Origin of the sequence: Paraglaciecola sp. (assembly GCF_030730205.1) — a bacterium.
Classification (GTDB): Bacteria; Pseudomonadota; Gammaproteobacteria; order Enterobacterales; family Alteromonadaceae; genus Paraglaciecola.
In genome coordinates this window covers 30,585-54,007 of record NZ_JANQVQ010000059.1, presented here as the reverse complement: position 1 = coordinate 54,007, position 23,423 = coordinate 30,585, and the positions used below count along the sequence as shown (strand labels likewise).

Genomic DNA, 23,423 nt, shown 5'->3' with positions numbered 1-23,423 from the left:
ATGGATTTATTAGCACATCTTCCTGCTTTGCAAGTGATCGTGCCGATGTTATCGGCTCCTCTAATCGTGTTGTTGCAGCCTCGAGGTTTAGCGTGGGCAGGGGCGACGGCGTCAGCTTTAGTCAGTTTTGCCATTGCTATCACTTTAACCTTGGCGGTTCTTGACGGACAAACTCTCGAATATGCAATGGGTGGCTGGCCCGCTCCGTTTGGTATTACGCTTGCTGTTGATGCGTTAACGGCTTTGATGTTGCTGATCGTGACAGGCGCGAGTGCAGTAGCTTTGTTAGCGGCTAAACCCAGTATTGATCAACAGATTGAACTTGAACGGCAACCGCTGTTTTATTCGGCTTGGCTACTCGCGCTATCTGGCTTGGTTGGTATAGTTGTCGCTGCTGACGCGTTTAATATCTTCGTGTTCATGGAAATATCGTCACTGGCCAGTTATATATTGATTGCCGGTGGTCCTGACCGCCGCGCTCTGCCAGCAGTGTTCAAATATTTGATGATGGGTACGATCGGCGCCACCTTTTACTTAATTGGTGTAGGCCTAATTTACATGATGACCGGCACCTTAAACATGGCAGATATGGAAGCTCGCCTTGGTGATGTGACCGATATCAATCCAGTATTAGTTGCCGCTGGTTTTATTACTATTGGCTTAGCACTGAAAGCGGCTGTGTTTCCTCTGCATGTATGGGTACCCAATGCCTATACCCATGCCCCCCATATGGTAACGGTTTTTCTTGCAGCGTGTGCCACCAAAGTGGCCTTATACGTACTGATTCGCTTTGATTACATGATATTTCAAGCGGCACTTGATGGCCATCAAATCCAGTTTGCCTTGTTTGCCATGCCCTTGGCCATTTTAGGCATATTGGTGGCCTCAGCAGTGGCGATGTTCGAGGGGCACCTCAAACGTCTACTGGCGTCATCTTCCATCGCACAAATTGGCTACATTTTGCTTGGTGCAAGTTTTGTAAGCATAGCTGGTCTTAGCGCAAGTGCAGCCCACCTGTTCAACCATGCATTGGCCAAAGGTGGTTTGTTTCTCGCGGTTGCTTGTCTTGCATATCAATATCGCGATTTACGTTTAAGTCAATTGGGTGGTGCTTCTACGAGAATGCCTTGGACCTGTGCTGCTTTTGTGGTGTGTGGTTTAAGCCTTATTGGTGTGCCAGGTACCGCAGGATTTATTAGTAAATGGCTACTCATTAATGCGGCTTTGGGAAGTGGCGCTTGGGGATGGGCCTTAGTGGCAATTATTCTGCTCAGCTCTTTGATGGCGGTGGTTTATGTCTGGCGTATTGTCGAAGCTTTGTACTTTCTGCCACCCAAAGAAGGTGAGGTTGCGGTTTCTGAGGCGCCAATGCAATTACTGATTATTACCGGCCTCGTCGCTGTGCTTAATATTTACTTCGGTTTGTTTCCGCAGGTGCCTTTAGATCTTGCAAATAGTGCGGCAGTTCTACTTGTGGAGGGCACGAAATGACACCAGAAACCGCTATTTTGGTGGCTATTATTGTGCCCTTGGTTGGCGCATTAGCCATTGCTCTTGCAGGGCGTTTCAGTGCTAATTTACGTGAAGCCGCTACTGCTATTACGTCGATATCGTTAATATGGGTTGTGTGGGGTTTATTACCAACGCTAATGGACGGTGGTCGTCCGTCAATTGAAGTCAGTGAGATAATGCCTGGACTCAGTATTGCCTTCACCGTTGAGCCCCTTGGTATGTTGTTTGCTGCGCTGGCATCCGGACTTTGGTTGATTAACTCTATTTATTCTGTTGGCTATATGCGAGGCAATAAAGAGAAAAACCAAACACGGTTTTTTGCTTGTTTTGCATTGGCCCTATCCGCCACAATGGGTATTGCTTTTGCTGGTAATTTATTCACGTTATTTTTGTTTTACGAGCTCCTGACTTTATCAACATACCCATTGGTTTCGCACAAAGGTGATGCCGCGACAGTGCGCTCAGCGAGAATTTATTTAGGGGTTCTACTGAGTACGTCTATTGGTTTATTCCTACCCGCTATTATCTGGACTTACAGCCTTGCTGGTACGGGCGACTTTACAGCTGGGGGGATCCTCGCTGGCAAACTCGATGATCCTGAAATAGGCTTACTCTTAGGCCTATTTGTATTCGGTATTGGTAAAGCAGCGGTCATGCCCGTGCATAAATGGCTGCCAGCAGCCATGGTGGCGCCTACCCCAGTAAGTGCCTTATTGCATGCCGTAGCGGTGGTTAAAGCGGGTGTGTTTGCCATCACTAAAATTATTGTTTACGTGTTTGGTATCGACTTTTTGTTTGATGCGCCGAGTTCTCAATGGCTTGTTTATGTTGCGGCGTTTACTATCGTTACTGCCAGCCTTGTGGCCTTACGCCAAACCAACATCAAACGCCTGTTGGCCTACTCTACTATTGCCCAACTATCCTATGTGGTAATGGCCGCCGCGATTCTTAAACCCTTGGCTGAAGTAGGTGCTTCACTCCACATGGTTGCTCATGCGTTTGGTAAAATTACGCTGTTTTTTGCCGCTGGTGCAATATATGTTGCGTCGAAAAAAACTGAAGTTCACCAGCTAAGAGGCATTGGTCGACGAATGCCGTGGACCATGGCAGCCTTTACGATTGGCGCACTGAGTATGATAGGTGTGCCACCTACTGGGGGCTTTGTTTCAAAATGGTACATACTGGCTGGTGCTTTTGAGGCCAATAATCTTGTTGCTATATTTACCATTATTGCCAGTACTGTACTTAATGCAGCATACTTTTTACCCATTTTGTATATGGCTTGGTTTGAACGAGAGCCTGTTGGTGGTAAAGAGCACGGCGAAGCCCCATTTCTGGCTGTGTTAGCCTTGTGTATCACCGCTATATTAACACTCGCTTTTTTCTTGTTTAACGGCCCTGTTATTGAATTAGAAAGCCAAGTTGTAAAGGGGCTTAACTAATGAATACTGATGAAAAGCAATTACATTGGTTGGTTCGTCCTTCTACCATTCGCAAGCTTTGGATAGGATTCATTATTGTGCTTGCCTTAGTGGTTGCGGCGCAGACTATGGTTTACATCAAAGGCTATTTTGGTTTCGATGCGTGGTTTGGTTTTGGTGCTGTTTACGGCTTTGTAAGTTGTTTAATTATGGTGTTAGTGGCTAAATTATTAGGTTTTGTATTGAAACGTCCTGAAAACTATTACGATCAGCCCTTTGCTGGGCCCGACGTGGAGACAAAAAACGATACAGTAAAGGAGGACGGTCATGGGGTTTGATGTTTTTCCACCTGCATTTGTCCTACTCATTGCTGCTGCCCTGATAGGTTTGGTCAGAGGGCACGCTAGAACCGCTGTTATTTTGATAGCGCCTTTACTTACATTGTGGGCGATTTGGCAAATTCCTGATGGTGTACAAAGCACGGTTAAGTTTTTATCGTATAATATTGAGCCTGTTGAAGGCAGTCCACTAAGACGGCTGTTTGCTACTGTATTTGCCATTATGGTTTTTGTCGGTGGATTGTATTCATTTCGAATAGCCAAATGGTATGAACTTGCTGCGGCCTTTGCATATGCCGCTGGTGCCATTGGGGTTTGCTTTGCTGGAGACCTGATTACCCTCTTTTTGTATTGGGAAATGATGGCTATATTTTCCACTATCGTGGTGTGGTGTGGCGGTACTCCTGGCGCTCGGGCCGCTGGAATACGTTACGCCATAATGCATCTTCTTGGTGGCGTGATATTAAAAGTTGGCATCGAAGGCGTTGTCGTAGGGACAGGCTCTATTCAAATTCAGGCCATGCTGGCAACCGACTTTAGTACGTGGATGATACTAATAGGTATTTTAATCAATGCGGCTGCTCCACCGGTATCGGCCTGGTTGTCTGATGCCTACCCTGAATCAAGCCCCACCGGTTCGGTGTTTTTATCCGCATTCACCACTAAGACGGCAGTCTTAGCGCTCATTTTGTTATTCCCAGGTGAACCCATATTAATTGGCCTTGGCTTATTTATGGTGATGTACGGCATCATCTACGCCCTTTTAGAAAATGATGTACGGAGAATTCTGGCTTACTCTATTGTTAACCAAGTTGGGTTTATGGTTGTTGCGGTGGGTATTGGTACTGAAATGGCGCTTAATGGCGCGGCAGCGCATGCCTTTGCCCATATTGTATACAAGGCCTTACTGTTTATGAGTGCGGGTGTAGTGATTTATCGCACCGGTAAAAACAAATGTATTGAGTTAGGTGGATTGTTTCGCACCATGCCAGTGACGGCTGTTTGCGGCATCATAGGCGCCTTAGCCATTTCGAGTTTTCCGCTGACTTCAGGATTCACCACCAAGAGTATGATTTCTCAGGCAGCCGTTGATGGCAATCTTATGTGGGTTTACATGGCACTTACTGCGGCATCTGCTGGCGTATTTTTACACGCAGGGATTAAGTTTCCGTGGTTTGTGTTTTTCCAGCGTGACTCAGGACTAAGACCTAAAGATGCGCCTTGGAATATGAGCCTTGCAATGATTCTGTTTGCCGGCTTATGTATTCTTTTGGGTGTCTTTCCTGAATTGCTTTATGCCTTATTGCCTTATCCGGTTAATTATGAGCCTTACTCTATTGGTAAAGTGCTGTTCTATTTACAATTATTACTCTTTTCTGGCTTAGCATTCTTCGTATTGTTGCCTTTAATGAAACGTACCATGACAATCAGCTTGGATACCGACTGGTTATGGCGTCGTGTGGCTTTTTCACTGCTTAAGTTAGTTGAAAAGGTCTTGGACTTTATGGGCGAGTTACTGGCTCAGCAGCGTCATCGTTTGCAGCAGTTCATGCACCGGATGGCAGTGCGTTATTTGGGGCAACCTCATACGGCTGATAGTAAAGAACGTGGGATGTTTGCTCGTTCATGGCCTATCGGTACTACGGCCCTATGGATAGCTGGCTTACTCTCGGCCTATGTTCTGCTGTACTATTTTTAGTATTTGCAATGAGGGTTGGAGCTGGTATTAAGGATTGCTAAACAAAGTCATAAATTAGGTTTTAAGTGATTTTTATCAACAAGATAACTACAAAGAATTAACGTAATTGTTTCTTTAGTCGTACTTTTATCTGCAACAAACCCTGATAGTAAAAAACAGCACAAATATTAACCAGTTCGACTCGACATTTTGCCCATCTTTATATATAGTGCGCGCCGTTTTGAACTGAGTTGTGTTGCACGGTAAATCGGGCATTTCAAGTGTACCTTAGTTTGTTTTAGTCTTTTTACTATCTGGAATTCCGTTTTGATATCTACCGCAAACATCACCATGCAGTTTGGCGCTGAGCCTTTATTTGAAAATATTTCAGCAAAATTTGGTAATGGCAATCGCTATGGCCTAATCGGAGCTAATGGCTGCGGTAAGTCTACCTTTATGAAAATCCTGACTGGCGACCTTGTGCCTTCATCAGGTAACGTCTCAATCACTCCTGGTCAAAAAGTTGGTAAGCTAAGCCAAGACCAATTCGCCTTTGAAAAATACTCCGTAGTTGATACGGTGATTATGGGTGATATGGAATTATGGAAGGTTAAGCAGCAGCGTGACGAAATTTACGCCAAACCTGAAATGAGCGATGAAGATGGCATGTTAGTAGGCGATTTAGAGTCTCAATATGCTGAAATGGACGGCTACACCGCAGAAGCGCGTGCGGGCGAAATATTATTAGAAGCAGGCATAGAAGAAAGTTTTCACTATGGCTTGATGTCGCAGGTTTCTCCCGGTTGGAAAGTTCGGGTGTTATTAGCGCAAGCCTTATTTGCAAACCCTGATATTTTGTTACTCGATGAGCCAACCAACAACTTAGATATTTACACCATCAACTGGTTGGCTGAAGTACTTAATCAGCGTAAATCCACCATGATTATCATTTCGCACGACAGGCACTTTTTAAATTCTGTGTGCACCCATATGGCAGATATCGACTACGGTGAATTGCGTATTTATCCGGGTAACTATGAAAAATTCCAAGAAGCGTCTTCGTTGATTCAAGAGCAGTTGTTGCGTGAAAACGCCAAGAAAAGCGATGAAATTGATGAGTTAAAAGCCTTCGTAGCGCGTTTTTCTGCCAATGCTTCAAAAGCAAAATTAGCCACTTCACGTGCTAAAAAAATGGACAAAATTCAACTAGATGAAGTGAAAAGTTCGAGCAGACGTACACCACGTCTTAGTTTTAAACAGCATCAAAAACTGCATCGTCAAGCCTTGATTTTAGAAGACATGAGTTTTGGTTTTGAACAAGAACCTTTGTTTAAAGGTGGCAATGTTTTGTTAGAAGCAGGTGCCCGCTTAGCTATCATTGGCGAAAACGGCGTGGGTAAAACCAGCTTTTTGCGTTGCCTCATGAATGAATTACAAGCTGAAGGTGTGGTTAAGTGGTCTGAAAATGCCGCTGTAGGATATTGTCCACAAGACAGTACAGCTGATTTTGATGGCGATCTCACATTGTTTGATTGGATGTCACAATGGCGCACCCCTAAACATAACGACTTAATGGTGCGTGGTTTGTTAGGCAGTTTATTATTTAGCGCTGATGACTTTAACAAAAAAGCCAAAGTATGTTCAGGTGGTGAGAAAAACCGTCTGTTGTTTGGTAAGTTAATGATGGCCGATTTAAACGTATTGGTCATGGATGAGCCCACCAACCACATGGATATGGAAGCCATCGAAGCCCTAAACAATGCCTTAAAGCAGTTTGATGGTACATTGATTTTTGTCAGCCATGACCGTGAATTTGTATCGTCGTTAGCCACTCGTGTAATTGAAATTAAAGATCAGAAGATCATTGATTTCCAAGGCACTTATGATGAATATCTATCTCATCAGGGTTTGCAAAAAGCCGTTGCCTAATACTTGCTTCTATCATCAATAAGCCGTCATTTGACGGCTTTTTTGTGAGCCTAATTAATTATGGCCACTGATTTAATTTGCGCCCAAACCTGCATACCTACGCACAGCTTGAGTTGGCTGAATGAACGTTGAGTAATCCGTGCCAACAGGCTGCAATTCTCTATTTGCAACTTTACTAATATCATGGCGTCATCTGGGTCGCTTTGTGTGGCAATGATGTTACAAGCGATGCGATTAGCTATGCTGCTATCTCGATGATCATCAAGAGCAATGCTCAAATCTTTGGCTAGTAGTCTGAGTCGTAAGGTTTGACCAATTTCTTCGCCACTATCTCGCAGCCATAAATAACTTTTTGGGCTATTAGTCAACTTCACTTGGAGCAGGTGCCACTGCGTATCACGGGCGAGCACTTCTGCGCTTAATACCACCGAGGCTTCTTCTGCCAAGCCTTGCAGTTGAGATATATGCGGCAATACTTGCCCAACTGGGCCTTGCATCGCTACTTTGCCGTGCTCAAGTACTACCACATAGTCGGCCAACCGAGCCACTTCATTGATGTCATGGCTGACATAAATAATTGGCACGTGAGTCGCGGTTTTTAGTGTTTCTAAGTAGGGCAGTATTTCTTGCTTGCGGGCTGTATCTAGAGAAGCCAGTGGTTCATCCATCAATATGAGTTTTGGCTGTATGATAAGACTACGTGCCAAGGCTACTCGTTGTTTTTCACCCCCTGATAATTGATCCGGAAATTGCCTCAGTAAGGGCCTTAAACCCATTATGGAGATGATTGCAGTTAGATTCTCAGTTGCCGGTTTTGAGGCGCGTTTAACGGCATAATTGAGATTAGCTTGAACGGTTAAATGGGGTAACAGGCTGGCTTCTTGGAACACATAAGCGAGTTGGCGTTGATGGGTCGCAATAAACGCATCAGCGTGTTGCCACACTTCACCATTAACCGTTAATTCACCCTGTTGGCTATATTCTAAACCGGCAATACAGCGCAAAAGGGTGGTTTTACCTGAGCCTGAGTGGCCAAACAACGCAATAATGCCTGAGCCTGGCAGTGCCATATCTACATCAAGCGCAAAGCCCTGTGCGTTGCCGTTGTAAAAGTCGACAGTAAAGCGGGCGTTGATAGCGGCGTGTGTCATGTTGTACTCGTAAGCTATTTGGTTGGTATAGGGTTCTAATGATTATTGTCACCAAAGAGGCATATCATTCAACTCATTAGCCTCAATTGCAACATTCACTGTCGGATAATTGAAAATATCATGCTAGAAGGTTACGGTATATTAAACCGTGATTAACCGTAGTTAGTAGATTTACATAACCTTAGAAGAGAGCTCATGCCCAATTCAATCGACCCAAGAGTACTATTTGCAGCAGAACGCACCATATTGGCGTGGAACAGAACCAGCATTGCCCTCATTGCATTTGGATTTATTGTCGAACGCTCGGGTTTGTTGTTAATACTGCTTATGCCAGAGCGCATGGGCTCATTGTCGCTGCACTTTACCTTGTGGACGGGTCTAGGTTTTATCTTATTAGGCGTAATCAGTGCACTCTATTCATCTAAACAATATGCCGGTGTACTCAGAGTATTAGACCCATCAGACATCCCTCAAGGTTATAACCCAAAGTGGGCCATGTTGGTTAATGCGGTGGTGGCCTTTTTAGGTACCTTGCTGATTGTGGCTTTGTATATTGGCCATCGTTAGTTTTACAAGCCAAATCGCATATTGGCACCGGCTTTTTTGTACTGCGAATAATATAAAAACAGCAACACCACAAACGAAAAGAGCAACATACTGCCAGCTAACCAATGAGCTTGCTGATATTGCAAAGCCTCGACGTGATCATAAATTTGAATAGAGACGACCCGAGTTTGACCGGGAATATTGCCACCTATCATCAAAATCACGCCAAACTCACCGATGGTATGGGCAAAGCCCAGAACCGATGCGCTAATAAAACCAGGTTTACTCAGTGGTAACACAACCGTAAAAAAACGGTCTAAGGGGCTGGCGCCAAGGGTTGCAGCAACTTCGAGAGGGCGTTGACCAATGGCCTGCATGGCGTTTTGAATAGGCTGTACAACAAAGGGTAGGGAATAACACATTGAAGCTATCACTAAGCCCCAAAATGTAAAAGGCAATAACCCTATGCCTAATTGTTGAGTAAGTTGGCCCAGCCAGCCGTTTGGGCCCATTGATAGCAGGAGATAAAAGCCCAATACGGTGGGTGGTAAAATTAAGGGCAGGGCAACTATCGCCGATACAAAACCGCGAAATTTAGAACGACTGGTAGCCAACCACCACGCCAGCGGCGTACTAATCAATAGCAACAAAATAGTAACGGTGGTGGCTAACTTTAAAGTTAAGCCAATGGCTTGCCAGTCATCATTTGATAAGCCAATCATGACGCTGGGCCTTGCTGATAGCCAAAGTCACGCAAAATCGATAGTGCTTCAGGGCTTTGTAAAAAACGCATAAAATGTGACGCCCCTTCTTTATTGTTGCTACGAGCGAGTACAACGCCATCTTGTTTAATCGGGCGGTGTAATGCGCTAGGTACAATCCATGCTGAGCCATTGCTCAACTTTCCTTGATACTTAATCTGCGATAAGGCCACAAATCCGATATCCGCATTTTTGGTAGCAACAAATTGGTAAGTTTGGCTAATGTTTTCGCCTTGAACCCAGTGACTTCGACTTGCATCAAGTAAGCCTAAACTTTCTAAGGTATCGAGAGTTGCTAAGCCATATGGCGCGAGCTTGGGGTTGGCAAGTGCTAACTTATTGTACTGCCCACTGAACAAAATATTGGCGTTTGCATCAATTGCATCGGCAGACGCCGACCATAGTGCGAGTGCACCGTAAGCATACGTTAAGCGGCTATTGGGCTCAGTAAGTTGCTGGTCGATTAACGTTTGTGGTTTATGTTGGTCGGCAGACAAAAAGATATCAAAAGGTGCACCGTTGACGATTTGTGCATACAGTTTACCCGACGATCCATAAGACACGCGAAGCTCGGTATCATTTGTTTGCTTGTAGGCATCCACTAAATGCTGCATCGCCAAATTAAAGTTAGAGGCCACCGCAATTGTCAATGACTCCGCTTTAATAGAGTTGATAAAACAAAGCGTGAATAACACAGCGAGGTAACGCATTTGTAAGGGTTTAATTACCATGAATGTCTTTTATAAATTTAACAATTGCTGGCCAAATGACTAACAAAACTCTATATATAATCAATCACATAGGGGTTTAATGCTACTTTTTATTGAGCATTTTAGCATGGCGATTAAGTACCTATCCTAGCTACTTGCTATGATACGCGTGTTTACGTGTATGTGAATATTTAACTAAGGAAAGAAGATGCAACACCACGACGCTTGCCCCTTAAACGATTTTATCGAGTATGAACCTAAGATCATGCTTGAGCGTTCAGCGCAATTTTATGAACAAATTAAACGTCGGCACAGTATTCGCCAGTTCAGTAGCCGTAGCGTTGATCAACAAATTATCGAAAATTGTATTAAGGCAGCAGGCACTGCGCCAAATGGTGCAAACCATCAACCTTGGCATTTTGTGGCAATTAGTTCGCCTGACGTCAAACAACAAATTCGCCAGCAAGCAGAAATCCATGAACAGGGTTTTTATGCTGGGCGTGCCAACGAGGAATGGCTCGATGCTTTAGCGCCACTTGGAACCGATGCCGATAAACCTTTTTTAGAGCATGCACCTTGGCTGATTGCAATTTTTAGCCAAAAAAACAGCGTTGAAGAAAATGGCCATAAACAAAGTAATTATTACGTGCACGAATCTGTTGGGATTGCGTCGGGCTTTTTAATTAATGCTTTGCATCATTCGGGTTTAGTGACCTTGACCCATACACCCAAACCCATGAGTTTTTTATCCAAAATTTGCCAGCGTCCTGATAACGAACGAGCGTTTATGTTGTTGGTGGTCGGTTATCCCGCTGACAACGCAACGGTTCCCACCCATGCTCTAAATAAAAAGCCGCTTACAGAAATTCTCAGCGTATTATAGGATTAGTGATTTGCTTGAATTAAATCAGGGTAGACCAACTGATATTTTTGTACGAGCTGCTGGTACGCTTCGCTAACACTAAACTGTGTAAACGCGGTATCAAACTCAGCCATAAGTGCTGCATCTTTGAAGGCTGCCGAGTAACGAGTTGTCGGGAAAAAGCTTTGTACATTAACATTTTCCATTTGACTGCTTCCTCTTATAGCTTGACTAAAGTAGTTAAAAATATTGATGTCCATTACCACCACATCAACACTACCAATGAGTAACATCTCAACCTGACGGCGTTGGTCGGGCAGTTCGATATAAAGTAGGTTTGACTCAACCGCATTGGCAAAACTACTGCCTAATATTTTGCTAGCATTTTGAAACGCAATCACACTTAAGGCTTTCAAATCGCTCAATTTGTCGAATTTAATGTTGGCGTTTTTTAAACTAATGGCCACATTTTGATATACCACATAGGGTTGGCTGAGGCTATTTGGGGGAACACCTGCCTTAACAGTAAGCGTTAAGCCGATGTCTGCGTTTTCATGTAAAAAGGTTTCGTAAGTGCGACCATAAGGCACATACAAAACGGTTATTGAGTGCTCAAGTTTGGCTAACACTTGGCGCATTAGCTCTATTTCAAAGCCCGCGTTTTCACTGGCGATAACATACGGTGGTTTTTCCCAACCTGCTACCAGCACCAGTTCTTTAGCTTGGCTATGAAATGAAAGGCCAACCACTAAGTAGCCCAATATTAAGAGGGACTCTTTAAATTTAAAATCTGCCCACGGCACCATGATAATTAGGATTCTTCCTTAGACATTAATGCCAATAACTGGCCTGCGGTCACTGTTGTACTTTCTGTCTCACTCATCCGAAATTTATCCCTTTGTTGCACCCTTAGCAAATGAAATTGGCGCTATTGAATCTTAAAGGCTTGCCATTTTTTATACGTTAAGGAGCGCCATAACCATTCCAAAGGGCCAAAGTGATAAGACCTTAACCACCAACGAGATAAGGGAATTTGTACAACAATGATGGCGATGACAATCAGCATTTGGGGCGCTCTACCCACCTCACCATATAAGCCGCCAGCATAACCATAAAAAAGGCTTGTTAAAATGAGTGAATGCATCAAGTAGTTGGTTAACGCCATACGACCGAGGGGCGCTACATGTGACAAAATCTGATGCCAGCGTTCTACAAGCAATAGGCTCATGATCAAACCCAAATAACCTGCGGTCATAAATAGTTGACCTACAGCAAACAAAAAGCCTCCGACCAACTCAAATAAACCTAATTGTTCAGAGGCGGGATGTGAAGAAATTATTAAGCCCGCTACCGTGGTGAATAAACCCACGCCAAGACCAATGCGTCGCAGGCCAATGAACAAAAGCCTGTGTTGCTGGTAATTGGCCATGATGCCGGCAGATATTAGCCAATAGCCCAAAATAAAAAGGGGTAACAACATGCCAAAGGTAAAAGCGGGTGTTAGTAAGAGGTGTTCGATGGCTTTTTCAGCGCGATATTCTGTTACCTGCCAATAGTCACCTTGTTTTAAGGTGGTTTGTTCTTTTTCTACTGCTTGTCTATTTTCTTTATAGAAATCAACAATCTCTTGCGCTTTTTGTGCGGGGGTTAAATCTGCTGCTGAGTCGACGCCAGATAGCGCTTGCTGGGTCGATTCGTTTGTTTCACTAGCTTGGGTATCGCTACCTTGTTCATCGATAGGTGTAGACGCTATTGAGCCAAAATCCTCAGGCTCATTATCAGTTGCGAAGTGCTCAGTTTGTTCCACTGCGTTAGCGAGTAGAGTTTGCTCTTCTAATTGTTCAACTAAGGTTTGTACATGCTGACTTTCTTGCCATTGGCTGCGAAGCGACTCTTTATCGTGACTAACACTAAAACCAATGCCCACAAACATCCCGATGAGCATTGGCGCGAGTAGCCACCATAAGCCCAGTTTTAAAAATGTGTTTGGATGGTTATATTTTTGCAGGCGCTTAGTACGAAGTAAATAAACTAACAGCAGTAACATTAAACCTGCAAACGCATAGTCATGCAGAATATCGCCTTCCCATAAAAACACTAAGTGCAGTAACCCTATGATAAATAGCACTATCATGCGACGAACAAACCAAGCACCAAAAGGTCTGCTTTTTTCAATAGCACTATTGAGCATAACCGCAAAGCCCATACCAAACAGCAAGGCAAATAATTTATAAAATTTGCCTTCAACAAAACACCTTATCAACCACCCCACAGCATGGTCTATACCACTCAATGCACTGTTAAATGAACCGAGTTCGCTTATCGGCCGGTTAAACCACTCAATATTCATCATTAATATGCCAATAAGGGCAAACCCTCGCAGTATGTCCATGGCATCGATGCGCTTTACCGCACTTATTGGCTCAAGCTCTATAATTGGTGTATCAGTGGCATGTGGCTGCGCAATGATCTCTGGAGCTGGCGTCATTTTTCATCCTTGCATGGGCGTGTTCACTGTTTGGTATAAAGCAGGTTATGCTGATTGAAGAAAAAAGTCAGGGCTTTGCCGCAAATAGTTTCTGATTGACCTTTTAATAAGCATGGGCTTAGATACTGGCTCACAACACAACAAGTAAAATTAACTATGAAAATTAGCATCGAAATGGACATTAATGCCTCATTGGCGCAAATATGGTCGGCATGGACCACGCCAACACACATTACGCAATGGAATTTTGCCTCAGATGATTGGTGCTGTCCCAGAGCACAAATTGACCTGCAAGTAGGACAAACGTTTAACTACCGTATGGAAGCAAAAGACGGCAGTATGGGTTTTGACTTTGAAGGTGAATTTACAGAGATTAAGATCCAGCAGGGTATTGTTTTTAAACTAGAAGATGGGCGCGAAGTCAGCATTGAATTTAGGCCAACAGCACATGGGGTAAAAGTTGTTGAGACCTTTGAAGCGGAAAGCGCAAATACTGCTGAGTTGCAACGACAGGGATGGTTGAATATTTTATCAAATTTTAAGAAACATGTTGAAAGCTTGAGTAATTAGGGCTTGAGCGACATACAAAATTAACGTTTAGGGGTCTTGCTCCTGCGGATGTCAATCATTAAAAATGGAGATTTACATGAAAAGTTGGCTGTTTGCTTTGCTGTTTTTTGTTTTTTCAATGTCAGTCGTCGCTGAAGATGAGCGTAAATTTGATCTCAAACAGTTTGCCCAAGTCTACTTCTCGACCATGGTTTCTACACAAGCTCCTAATGCTACCGAGAAAGAACTTGAGGCGTATTTGGCTTTATTAACCGATGATGTGGGGCATGCTCATTTACCCTACGTAACCGACGATTCACGCAGTCCTGATGGTAAACAAGCCATGCGCAACGGCATGACGTTTTATTTGGGCGCCCACACTGAGTATCAGGCCGAGTTATTAGATGTGTTCATCTTTAATGATTCTGCGGTCGCGATTCGCTACAAAGACAGTGCGAAAGGGTTTCATCCTCAACTGAAAAAAGCGTTTTCATTTACTCAGACCATGATGGAAGTATTGGAAATAGAAAACGGCAAAGTAGCTGTTATTCGTAAATACCATGAATAATTAACCTCACACTGACTGCTTTTTTTTAATCAAAGGCTCTTAGCCTGCTTAGGTTATTGTGTAACTTCATATTGTTGCGCTTGATCTAATTGTCATCAATTGTCTTATAAAATAAGCAAACTAATATGTAGGTGTTTCACTGGCCGATTGCTCATTTAGCGTGGTTTTTGCAAATATTGGTCTGCTAATTTGCCAAATAGCCAATGCTGGTCAACTATCTAAGGAGGGTAAACAAGAGTTAACAACTGGCTGTTTTCTTTTTATTAATCAATAAAGCAGTCAAGAAAAGCAGTTGAGAACGTATGCAGACAATCAAAGCGCTCATTAATCGATATAGACTTCATAATCCCCAATATGATGATTTACTTAAACAGTTTGTAGAGTCGGTTGCGACCTTGTATAGCATGCCTTGTGCCTTTTTAGCGATAGCTGAGAACGATCATTTTTGGTACAAAGCAAAAGCGGGAGTAACAATAGACAGAATCGACTTAGCGAATTCATTTAGCCACCAAGTCGTAACAAGTAATCAATCGCTACTTATCGAAGATACCCTCAATAAACCTGAGCACCAAAACAATCATTATGTAGTAAACCCTCCCCATATTCGCTTTTACGCCGCTGTTCCATTTCGACTCAACGGAGTCGCAGTAGGAAGCTTTGGCTTGTTTGATGACGCACCTCGTAAGGGTTTTCAAAAAGAACTCATATTGTTAGAAAACCTAAGTCAGCATTTAAGTGAATGTGTTGAGCTAATTTCTAATAATCTGCGCACCAGTGAAGAACACCAATTGCTGAATAACTCACCCGCTGCGCTGATACACTGGCAAGTGCGGCCCCGATTAAGTACGACTTTTTTGTCTAATAACGTGGGTACGTTGCTGGGCATAGCGTATCCGGAAGACCTTGGGGCTTTTAAATTAGACGAACACATCAAAGAAAACGACCTCGACGCTTTTTTGTTTTCAATAAAAAATCATCAACAAGGGGCGCTTAATTGTGAATGCGATATTCGAATTAATCGAAGTTCAGGCCAAGCCCATTGGTTTAAAATGATTTCTCGAGGTGTATTCGAAAATAAAACTCTGGTGGCGATTCAAGGTTTACTCATTAATAACGCCGAACAAAAATACCTCGAAAAACGAATTTTAAACACTAATGAACGCATGAGTTTGTTGTTAGAGGCATCCGGATTGGGCACCTCAGATTGGGACATTCAAAATGATAACCTCAGGGTAAACAATCGCTGGTGCGATATTTTGGGTTTGCATCCCGACAGTGTGGATTCGAGTGTGCTATTTTGGAACCAATTGGTCCACCCGGCAGATAAGCGCAGATTGAGTGAGATAGTGCAGGATAACTTACGTGGTCATTCTGAGTTTATGAGTTTTGAATATCGCATTAAACATGCAAGGGGTCATTGGCTTTGGGTAGAAACCTACGGAAAAGTAGTAACCCGAGATGAAAATGGTAAGCCACTGCGCATGGCGGCCACACACCGAGATATTACCGAAAAGAAAACGGCAGAATTACAAACTGAGCGTCAACGACGCTTATTTAGTTTTATCAATCACGCGCAAAATTTGTTTGTTGCTCAGCGCGATATACAGCAAGCTTGTGAAAAGATTTTTCCTGAGTTACTTGAGCTTGCTGACAGTGACTATGGCTTTATTGGTCGAGTGCTTGAAGAAGATGGAGCGCCTTGTTTACATATTCATGCCATCTCTGATATCAGTTGGAGTAGCGACTCCGCCAAAGAGTACGCGCGTTTCAAAGAAGGCAATTTGCGTTTTACAAATTTAAAGAATCTGTTTGGTCATGTTGTCACATCACAAGCCCCAGTGATTGCCAATCAGCCGTCTAAACATCGTTCCTCGGTGGGCACACCTAATGGCCACCCACTTTTAAAACGATTTCTGGGCTTGCCTATTTCCCGTGATGGGCAAACAGTAGGAATGATTGGTTTAGCAAATAAATTAGAAGACTATACCCAAGCTGACGTAGATTTTTTGTCACCATTGACCAACACTTTGGCGTATTTGTTTAAGGCTGTTGATGTTGAACAAGCTCGTTACGATGCTGAAAAGCGCCTAGAGTACTTAGCGGCCACAGATCCTCTGACTAGTTTGATGAATCGTAGGGCGTATTTCGCCCAAATTGATAATATTAGTCATTCACGTAATACAGAAATATGTATAGCAATCTTTGATGTGGATAATTTTAAACATTTAAATGATACCTATGGGCACCCTGTAGGTGATATTTGTTTAGTTGAAATTTCTAACGCTATTAGGCAGCTTGTTCGCGAATCAGATGTGATAGCTCGCTTAGGTGGTGAGGAATTTGGTTTGTATATTGACAGCCAGAATCAACAATTTTGTCAAACCCTGCTCGATGAGCTTCGAGAAAGCATTAAAAAGGTCGTTATTGAAACGGATAAAGGCCCATTAACAGGAATATCTATCAGTATTGGCGCAACCATGGTACCAAGTTTAGCCAATGAATATGGCGTGCCGCACATTGAAGAGCATATGAAAAATGCCGATGACGCCCTGTATATTGCCAAGAGTGAGGGAAAGGATTGTGTGCGCTGGTTTGTCACTAGCCAAGCTACTGAAAATGCTCATCCTAACAAGAAAAGCATTAAATAAATGAGCACCTAATCCTTAGTGCGGATTAATTCATCTTAAAAAAATCGCGAGTACGTCAGCATGACCCTGATGCTGCTGTCTGTGTCGGTCAATGGACTGTCGGCGATAGCATCGTCGTACCAAATATTTTCAACTGAAAATCGCGTCATTCCGTTAAAAAAGATGGGGGTCATGACCGATACACCAATCGTTTTATTCAGGGCACTTTTGCCAGTGTACTGCGCACGGGTGCTGGTGGCTTCACTGGCCTGAACGCCATAGTAATAATCAACATAATGACTGTCTTGATAACCTAGGCTGACTGAAGGCTCGATAAACACTGGGCCGTGACGATACACTTTGCTCATGCTAAACCCCATTTCATAACCGTCTGAACGATTAAGTACATCGTGGGCGCCATTTACTTCAAACTTGAGATCGCCGAACTGGTAACTCGCCCCTAAACCCAATGCCAACGAAAAGTCTCGGTCTTGCATACCAATAAATACATCGCTATCGGACTCATCATAACCTTCAAACACTGGCACAAGACGGGCCGAGAATTCGAAACCTGCTTGACGGTAAAAATGATAATTCACAAAGGGGCCAAATACCGTCAAATTTTCGCTTCGATAACCAATTAAAGGTAGGGGCAAAACACGGGTGTCAAAGCCTTTATACACACCTTGGTCAAGGGCAACTCCTAGACCATACAACCAGCCGTGCTGTTCAACTTGACGGCGATTCTCACCTTCACTTCCTTGCGCCAAAACACCGCCACTCAATAATACATGTGTGAATAATACAGCGCCTAATTGCTTGTATGTCATGTTTGCTTCCTTGGTTTTTTATTGGGCAGCGAATAATATGACAAAAAAATTGCCTGACTCAATCGCGACTCAGTACATTGAACTGCTAATTAACATTACCCCAAGGGATAGTAGTTAGATCATTGTTCGGCAAAATGAACCCAATATTGTATGCCGATTAAAACACATGCCATATTTAACATGTTGAGTGATACCATTCCATTTAAATACCTTTCTAGCTGATATGGCGGCATAGCAATGAATCTAAGTGACAACCTACTAAGTGACTGGTTACCCGTTGTTATAACCTTGCTGTTTTTTGCAAGTTTGACGTGGCTGGCTCAAGTTTTTTTATTTAATAAACTCAAGCATACCGGTAACGAAAATATATTCGCTCGCCAGTTAGTCATGTTGTTATTAATGCTAGTGGGGCTAATCAGCGTAGTAATAGCCTTACCCTTGTCTGAAAACCTTGAACTGCAAATTCTCAGTTTGATAGGCTTAGTCCTATCGGGTTTATTGGCTTTTTCGTCTACCACGATATTTGGTAACTTAGTCGCTGGGGCCATGATGCGTTTTACCCAGCCTTTTCGGACCGGTGACTTCATTCGATTTGACGACACCTTTGGGCGAGTCACCGAGCTAGGCTTATTTGATTGCGAGATTCAAACCGAAACCCGTGAGCTAGTTTCTATCCCCAATAGCATGTTGATCAGTAAAGCGGTCAGCGTTATACGCCGCTCAGGGACCATTGTTTCAGTTGAGTTATCATTAGGCTACGATTTACACCACAGTCGTATCGATGAGTTATTGCTGCAAGCCGCCAAACAAACCGGGCTTGAAGAGCCTTTTGTTCACGTAACTCAACTTGGTGATTTTTCGGTAAGTTATAAAGTCAGCGGTTTACTGGTAGAGATTAAAAACCTGTTAACCGCTCGGTCGAACTTGCATCGTAATGTATTGGATTGTTTGCATGACAAAGATATTGAAATTATGTCGCCTAACTTTATCAGTCAGCATGCAGGACCTGATGCCAAACGCATGATTGCGCATTCTCCAAGCTTTAAAAAAGCAGTGAGCGAATCAAATGCTGAAGATCTTATCTTTGATAAAGCAGAGCAAGCGCAGCAGCTTGCGATGGATAAAGAGCAATTAATTCAGCAGATTGAAGCACTTGAGTTGCAACTTTCAAGTGCTGATAAAGACCAGCATGAGGCGCTAGAAACACGAATAGACCAACTAAGAGTGAAAATCAGCGAAATAAAAAAGGTAGTAGACGTACCCGAAGATAAATAATGATATTTTTTATTGAATATCAATTTTGCGCCCCCATTTTTAGCCCCCGGTGCGGATGGGGGTGCGCAGTGTAGTACCCCCTTAGGAAAAGGAAGAGAATAAGTGATTGAAGTTGTATTTTTGGCAATTGCCTTAAGCATGGATGCCTTTGCCGTCTCTATTGGCTTGGGTGCGAAGCAAAAAATCTCACCATTGGGTTTAGCACTCAAAGCAGGTATCTATTTTGGTCTTTTTCAAGCACTTATGCCATTAATTGGCTATATGGCTGGTAAAGGTGTACTAGGCTGGATTGAAGATTATGCCCATTGGGTGGCCTTTGTCTTATTGGTGCTTATTGGCGGCAAAATGATTTACGAATCGTTTGCAGAGGGTATTGAAGAAGATATCGCCAAGATCACCCACCGAGTGATGTTAATACTCGCTATCGCCACCAGTGTTGATGCAATGGCAGCAGGTTTTAGTTTAACCTTACTTGAAATTAACCCCTTTGTTGCCTGCGCCATGATTGGAGTAGCAACCTTCGCTTTTAGTGTGTTTGGCGTCTTTATTGGTACCAAAAGTGGTACATGGCTTGAAAGTAAAGCTGAGCTGGTAGGGGGGATCACGCTTATATTGATTGGCGTCAAAATACTATTTCTTTAATAAAGGGTACGAGATCGGTCAGCCCTCGTTTACTCGTTTTGGGCTGACCTAATGAGCAAGAAATAGAACCTTAAAAATTAGGTTTATAGTCAAAACCCGCTTCGGCTTCACTGTCGTTAAAGGTATGCAACGTGCTCTTTTTGTTCAGTAAGCTGTTGACCAGTGAATGAGGAAACATCTCTATACCGTTATTAAACGCTTCTACGTTTTGGTTAAAAATACGAATGGCAGCGCCGATATTTTCTTGTTGTTCAGCTATTTCACGCATCAATTTGCCAAACAATTCGTTGGCTTTGAGTTCGGGATAATTTTCTACCGCGATGTGCATGCCTTGTACTAGATTGCGGGTTGCACTTTCAACTTCTGCAAGTTTGGCGGTGTCCATTTTTTCACTGCTTAAACCACCAAGCGCACTGCGTAGTGCGGCGATTTTTTCTTGTACTCCTGATTCGAACTGTTGGTATTGATCAGTGATAGTTTGTAAGTGAGGGATAATCTTATTCTTTTGCCGCTCTTGGGTAATTACATTGGCCCACGCGCGCTGCGCGGCATTGGCGCGGCTGATGATGCCGTTGTAAATTAAAATGACAGCTAAAATCACTACACCAAACACGATCAAAAATACCAAACTGCTGTTCATATCAAGCCCTATTGTTTAAAAGTTGTTGTCACTGTGACGCATAAGAGTGTGAATTCGCTCTAGTGTTTTCTGTAGTGTAGCCAGTTTTTGGTCGCCTTCTATTTCCTGTAAAAAGGCATCCGGCTCATCTAAACCATGTTGGCGTTGCCACTGACAAATATTCTGTTCAAAAGAAATACAAAGCTCACTCGCGGCATTAAATTCTAGGTTTAGTCCTGATAAGGCTTTGCCCAAGTCTTCAATTTCAACCACCACTGCGGGTTTTAAAAATTTCGCGGCGGATAATTCGTCAGAGGCGCTTACTTTAAACTTGCGATTAAACTCTACCGAAGCTGGTTTATAGCTGCTACTAAAAAAACCACCAAACCAACTATTGGTAATGGCGATATTTCGCGCAAAGCGAAAAGGTAAATACAGACCGTAACGGTGAAAATGGTCGTAAACTGTGCGGGTAGTGACGCGTACATTGCCTTTTGAGTCTCTGATTGTACTGGTGACTTGTCGTTGGTCAACATAATGAAAGTGATAGGCGTGGTAGTCAAACTGATGATCTGTTCCTTGGTAAGTGCCTTTTACCAACCATTCAATTTCTCGCGAGTGATTACCTCGTTTAAACTCGCTAAATTGGCGGCTAAGTTGGGCAGCCAGTTTTTTGCCATGATAGGGCACACTTTGCCAATTGTTGTCTAAATACACATCTTGTTTAAATAAAGCGTCAGACAAGTCACTAACTTTACTGCGGCGCATATAGATTAACACGGCGAAAATTACACTAGTGAGTCCGCCAGCACCAATTAACCAGGGGGCTGACACGCTGCTTGGATACCAATAGGCATACAATATGGCGAGCAGGCCAAGCAATATGCCCATGCTAAAACCCAGCCAATAAGATGTATTGTTGTAACACAATGGCCGGCCAAAAGACCGCACGGTATGCAATACATGGCGCAAATCCTCACGGGTTTTCGCGTGATAAATCTGGGTACGAAGCGATTGTAGAAAAGTCGCTAGTTGCTTATTCTCAGAAGACGGTGAAGCCTTATCCATACTGATTAACTATGCTTTTATGAGATCCAACTATGCGCTCAACAGTATCATCACGATGAAGCTTAACCAAGCGTGTGTATTAATGAAATATCAGTGCGCAAATGAGCCATCGCTAATAAAACACCTTATCTAGCCATAGTCGTTTTCACTGAATTAAAGTTTTAAAGAATGTATCCACGTCCTGCCCTGTATTAACCTCGTCGGCAAACCAAGGATGCAGTTTCAACAAAATATTGATGTGATTAATCTGTGTACCATACACCTTAGTTTGTACTACTTGCCCCTTTGATTGCAACGCCGCTGCTAGGTCTTGCTGATTAAACAAACCCACGGTGCTGTCGCCTTGGGCATGCAGCAACAACATAGGCGGTGTATTACCGTCAATGTGAGAACTCACCTTCATGGTTTGAAAATTCTCTTCACCAAAGGTGGCGATATATTGTGTTGATTTTGGCGTAAACGTATAAGGCCCAGCAAGTCCAGCAAAGCCTTTGATGTCATCAATTGACATACCTACATCGGCTAAATACTGCTGATCACTTACGAGTAGCGCCCCAGTATGAGCGCCCGCTGAATGCCCTGCTATAAATAATTGATTTGGGTCTCCATTATATTGGCCGATGTTAGCTTTTACCCAAGCCAGGGCCAAAGCGCCGTCTTTAATAAAATCAGGAAAATGACCTTGCGGGTATTTTATGTAGTCTGGGATCACAACCGTATATCCGCGTTTAACAAAGGCTTGAGCAACAAAATAATTCATTTCTTTATTGCCCCAGCTCCATCCGCCGCCGTAAATAAACACCAGCACGGGAGCTTTGATTTTTGTGTTGGGGCTGGGATAAACATCAAGCTTTTGCCAAGGCTGTTTGGCAAACTCAAGGTCTCTAACCACCTCGATGCCTTGGCTTATTTTTAGTGCAGAATTAAGGATAAATAAGCCAGTGCGACTGCTGTCTTTATAAAGGCTAATGGCTAAGCCAATGAGTAAGGTGATCAGAATGAAAAGTAGGGCTTTGAGCATGATTTTGATAGCTTCCTTTGCGTGTTTATCTTTGATTATTACTTAATTGACTGGGGATAAGATCGCAAGTCTGACAAAAAGAACGCGTAAATCTTTAGCCTTTATCGGCCTTGGCCGATGTTGTTTGCATTCGGCAAACCCACGAATATCTTGTGTCTAGGTGCTAAAAACCATTTGAGTAAACCGCAAACGAAGTTTAATACTTAGCATCCTCAAACGGCTTTGTTAGACTCAATGAATATACAATAGCCTTGGAATGATGATATGAGTAAGTTAACAAGAAGACAGTTTATTGCCGCCAGTGGCGCTGCATGTTTGGTTGCATCTGCAACAGGAGAGGAAGTCATGAGTACAAAAACTCAATTAATACACACTGCTTATTTTTGGTTAAAGAACCCTGATTCTGTTGCTGACCGCGAGCAACTTATTGCAGGTTTACAAACACTCAGACAAGTACCCACTGTCAAAGCCCTGCATATTGGTTTACCGGCTTCAACTGAAAGCCGCGACGTGGTTGATAACAGTTTTCATGTTTCAGAACTGATGTTTTTCGATGACCTCGCCGGACAAAGTGAATACCAAGATCATCCTATTCATCAGGCCTTTGTTAAAAATTGCGCTCATTTATGGGCTAAAGTTGCAGTTAAAGATTCTATTACTGTTTAGCCGGTACAAAGCCACCGTTCCTACTAACGCTCCATGACAAGTAACAAACTCTTGTATGGGGCTTGTTGCGCGAGTTCCCTGCTAAAAAAGCGCTTGCTTTCGCTATGACATGCCCTCAGATCGTACTCCATGCAATAAGCCGCTATATAAGTAGTAATCCTT

22 protein-coding genes are annotated in these 23,423 nt (G+C 43.3%); 13 read left to right on the top strand and 9 right to left on the bottom strand.

Going from position 1 to position 23,423, the window contains the following annotated elements:
- The 5 genes from NWQ57_RS05570 to NWQ57_RS05550 all read left to right on the top strand — a co-directional run bounded on the left by NWQ57_RS05570 (position 1) and on the right by NWQ57_RS05550 (position 6,878).
- Positions 1–1,491, top strand: coding sequence for a monovalent cation/H+ antiporter subunit D family protein (locus tag NWQ57_RS05570; protein WP_306021144.1), 1,491 nt, complete (start codon positions 1–3; stop codon positions 1,489–1,491).
- A complete protein-coding gene (locus NWQ57_RS05565; RefSeq protein WP_306021143.1) occupies positions 1,488–2,954 on the top strand; it encodes a monovalent cation/H+ antiporter subunit D family protein in 1,467 nt (488 codons plus the stop codon). The genes NWQ57_RS05570 and NWQ57_RS05565 overlap by 4 nt, the downstream gene beginning before the upstream one ends.
- The gene (locus NWQ57_RS05560; protein ID WP_306021142.1) at positions 2,954–3,271 is read left to right on the top strand and encodes a hypothetical protein; all 318 of its coding nucleotides are present in this window, start codon (positions 2,954–2,956) and stop codon (positions 3,269–3,271) included. The genes NWQ57_RS05565 and NWQ57_RS05560 overlap by 1 nt, the downstream gene beginning before the upstream one ends.
- The gene (locus NWQ57_RS05555; protein WP_306021141.1) at positions 3,261–4,970 is read left to right on the top strand and encodes a Na(+)/H(+) antiporter subunit D; all 1,710 of its coding nucleotides are present in this window, start codon (positions 3,261–3,263) and stop codon (positions 4,968–4,970) included. Before NWQ57_RS05560 ends, NWQ57_RS05555 begins: the two co-directional genes overlap by 11 nt.
- Positions 4,971–5,276: 306 nt before the next feature.
- Positions 5,277–6,878 (top strand): ABC-F family ATPase, encoded by a 1,602-nt coding sequence (locus tag NWQ57_RS05550; RefSeq protein WP_306021140.1) that lies wholly within the window; start codon positions 5,277–5,279, stop codon positions 6,876–6,878.
- Between the two features lie 50 nt (positions 6,879–6,928).
- On the opposite strand, the gene modC is transcribed toward NWQ57_RS05550, so the two are convergent.
- The gene (modC, locus tag NWQ57_RS05545; protein WP_306021139.1) at positions 6,929–8,029 is read right to left on the bottom strand and encodes a molybdenum ABC transporter ATP-binding protein; all 1,101 of its coding nucleotides are present in this window, start codon (positions 8,027–8,029) and stop codon (positions 6,929–6,931) included.
- A gap of 195 nt (positions 8,030–8,224) precedes the next feature.
- Here modC and NWQ57_RS05540 point away from each other — a divergent pair, with 195 nt between their 5' ends.
- Positions 8,225–8,596 carry a YidH family protein gene (locus NWQ57_RS05540; protein WP_306021138.1) on the top strand — a complete coding sequence of 124 codons (372 nt, stop codon included), beginning with the start codon at positions 8,225–8,227 and terminating at the stop codon, positions 8,594–8,596.
- 2 nt (positions 8,597–8,598) lie between these two features.
- On the opposite strand, the gene modB is transcribed toward NWQ57_RS05540, so the two are convergent.
- On the bottom strand, positions 8,599–9,297 hold the full coding sequence (gene modB, locus NWQ57_RS05535; RefSeq protein WP_372340891.1) for a molybdate ABC transporter permease subunit: 699 nt from the start codon (positions 9,295–9,297) through the stop codon (positions 8,599–8,601).
- Positions 9,294–10,067, bottom strand: coding sequence for a molybdate ABC transporter substrate-binding protein (gene modA, locus NWQ57_RS05530; RefSeq protein ID WP_306021137.1), 774 nt, complete (start codon positions 10,065–10,067; stop codon positions 9,294–9,296). The genes modB and modA overlap by 4 nt, the downstream gene beginning before the upstream one ends.
- Before the next feature lie 187 nt (positions 10,068–10,254).
- Here modA and NWQ57_RS05525 point away from each other — a divergent pair, with 187 nt between their 5' ends.
- Positions 10,255–10,929, top strand: a complete 675-nt coding sequence (locus tag NWQ57_RS05525) for a nitroreductase family protein (RefSeq protein ID WP_306021136.1) — start codon at positions 10,255–10,257, stop codon at positions 10,927–10,929.
- Positions 10,930–10,931: 2 nt separating this feature from the next.
- Here NWQ57_RS05525 and NWQ57_RS05520 read toward each other — a convergent pair whose 3' ends face one another.
- Both NWQ57_RS05520 and NWQ57_RS05515 read right to left on the bottom strand, forming a co-directional pair.
- Entirely contained in the window at positions 10,932–11,714 is a 783-nt protein-coding gene (locus NWQ57_RS05520; RefSeq protein ID WP_306021135.1) for an ABC transporter substrate-binding protein, read from the bottom strand.
- Positions 11,715–11,836: 122 nt separating this feature from the next.
- A complete protein-coding gene (locus NWQ57_RS05515; protein ID WP_306021134.1) occupies positions 11,837–13,396 on the bottom strand; it encodes a DUF418 domain-containing protein in 1,560 nt (519 codons plus the stop codon).
- Positions 13,397–13,552: 156 nt separating this feature from the next.
- Here NWQ57_RS05515 and NWQ57_RS05510 point away from each other — a divergent pair, with 156 nt between their 5' ends.
- The 3 genes from NWQ57_RS05510 (at position 13,553) to NWQ57_RS05500 (ending at position 17,161) form a co-directional block, all read left to right on the top strand.
- Positions 13,553–13,966, top strand: a complete 414-nt coding sequence (locus NWQ57_RS05510; protein ID WP_306021133.1) for an SRPBCC family protein — start codon at positions 13,553–13,555, stop codon at positions 13,964–13,966.
- A 76-nt stretch (positions 13,967–14,042) separates the two neighbouring features.
- The gene (locus NWQ57_RS05505; protein WP_372340890.1) at positions 14,043–14,513 is read left to right on the top strand and encodes a nuclear transport factor 2 family protein; all 471 of its coding nucleotides are present in this window, start codon (positions 14,043–14,045) and stop codon (positions 14,511–14,513) included.
- Positions 14,514–14,815: 302 nt separating this feature from the next.
- Positions 14,816–17,161: a diguanylate cyclase gene (locus tag NWQ57_RS05500; protein ID WP_306021132.1), complete on the top strand. Its 2,346-nt coding sequence runs from the start codon at positions 14,816–14,818 to the stop codon at positions 17,159–17,161.
- Between the two features lie 35 nt (positions 17,162–17,196).
- Here the strand turns inward: NWQ57_RS05500 and NWQ57_RS05495 are convergent, their stop codons facing one another.
- The gene (locus tag NWQ57_RS05495; RefSeq protein ID WP_306021131.1) at positions 17,197–17,970 is read right to left on the bottom strand and encodes a MipA/OmpV family protein; all 774 of its coding nucleotides are present in this window, start codon (positions 17,968–17,970) and stop codon (positions 17,197–17,199) included.
- A 237-nt stretch (positions 17,971–18,207) separates the two neighbouring features.
- On the opposite strand from NWQ57_RS05495, the gene NWQ57_RS05490 reads away from it, so the two are divergent.
- Together NWQ57_RS05490 and NWQ57_RS05485 are read left to right on the top strand one after the other, a co-directional pair.
- Positions 18,208–19,245: a mechanosensitive ion channel family protein gene (locus tag NWQ57_RS05490; RefSeq protein WP_306021130.1), complete on the top strand. Its 1,038-nt coding sequence runs from the start codon at positions 18,208–18,210 to the stop codon at positions 19,243–19,245.
- Positions 19,246–19,347: 102 nt separating this feature from the next.
- A complete protein-coding gene (locus NWQ57_RS05485; protein ID WP_306021129.1) occupies positions 19,348–19,887 on the top strand; it encodes a manganese efflux pump MntP family protein in 540 nt (179 codons plus the stop codon).
- A gap of 70 nt (positions 19,888–19,957) precedes the next feature.
- Here NWQ57_RS05485 and NWQ57_RS05480 read toward each other — a convergent pair whose 3' ends face one another.
- The 3 genes from NWQ57_RS05480 to NWQ57_RS05470 all read right to left on the bottom strand — a co-directional run bounded on the left by NWQ57_RS05480 (position 19,958) and on the right by NWQ57_RS05470 (position 22,595).
- The gene (locus tag NWQ57_RS05480) at positions 19,958–20,527 is read right to left on the bottom strand and encodes a LemA family protein (RefSeq protein WP_306021128.1); all 570 of its coding nucleotides are present in this window, start codon (positions 20,525–20,527) and stop codon (positions 19,958–19,960) included.
- 15 nt (positions 20,528–20,542) lie between these two features.
- Positions 20,543–21,574: a hypothetical protein gene (locus NWQ57_RS05475; protein ID WP_306021127.1), complete on the bottom strand. Its 1,032-nt coding sequence runs from the start codon at positions 21,572–21,574 to the stop codon at positions 20,543–20,545.
- Positions 21,575–21,719: 145 nt separating this feature from the next.
- Positions 21,720–22,595 carry an alpha/beta hydrolase gene (locus tag NWQ57_RS05470; RefSeq protein ID WP_306021126.1) on the bottom strand — a complete coding sequence of 292 codons (876 nt, stop codon included), beginning with the start codon at positions 22,593–22,595 and terminating at the stop codon, positions 21,720–21,722.
- 264 nt (positions 22,596–22,859) lie between these two features.
- On the opposite strand from NWQ57_RS05470, the gene NWQ57_RS05465 reads away from it, so the two are divergent.
- Positions 22,860–23,261, top strand: coding sequence for a Dabb family protein (locus NWQ57_RS05465; protein WP_306021125.1), 402 nt, complete (start codon positions 22,860–22,862; stop codon positions 23,259–23,261).
- Positions 23,262–23,423 lie beyond the last annotated feature (162 nt).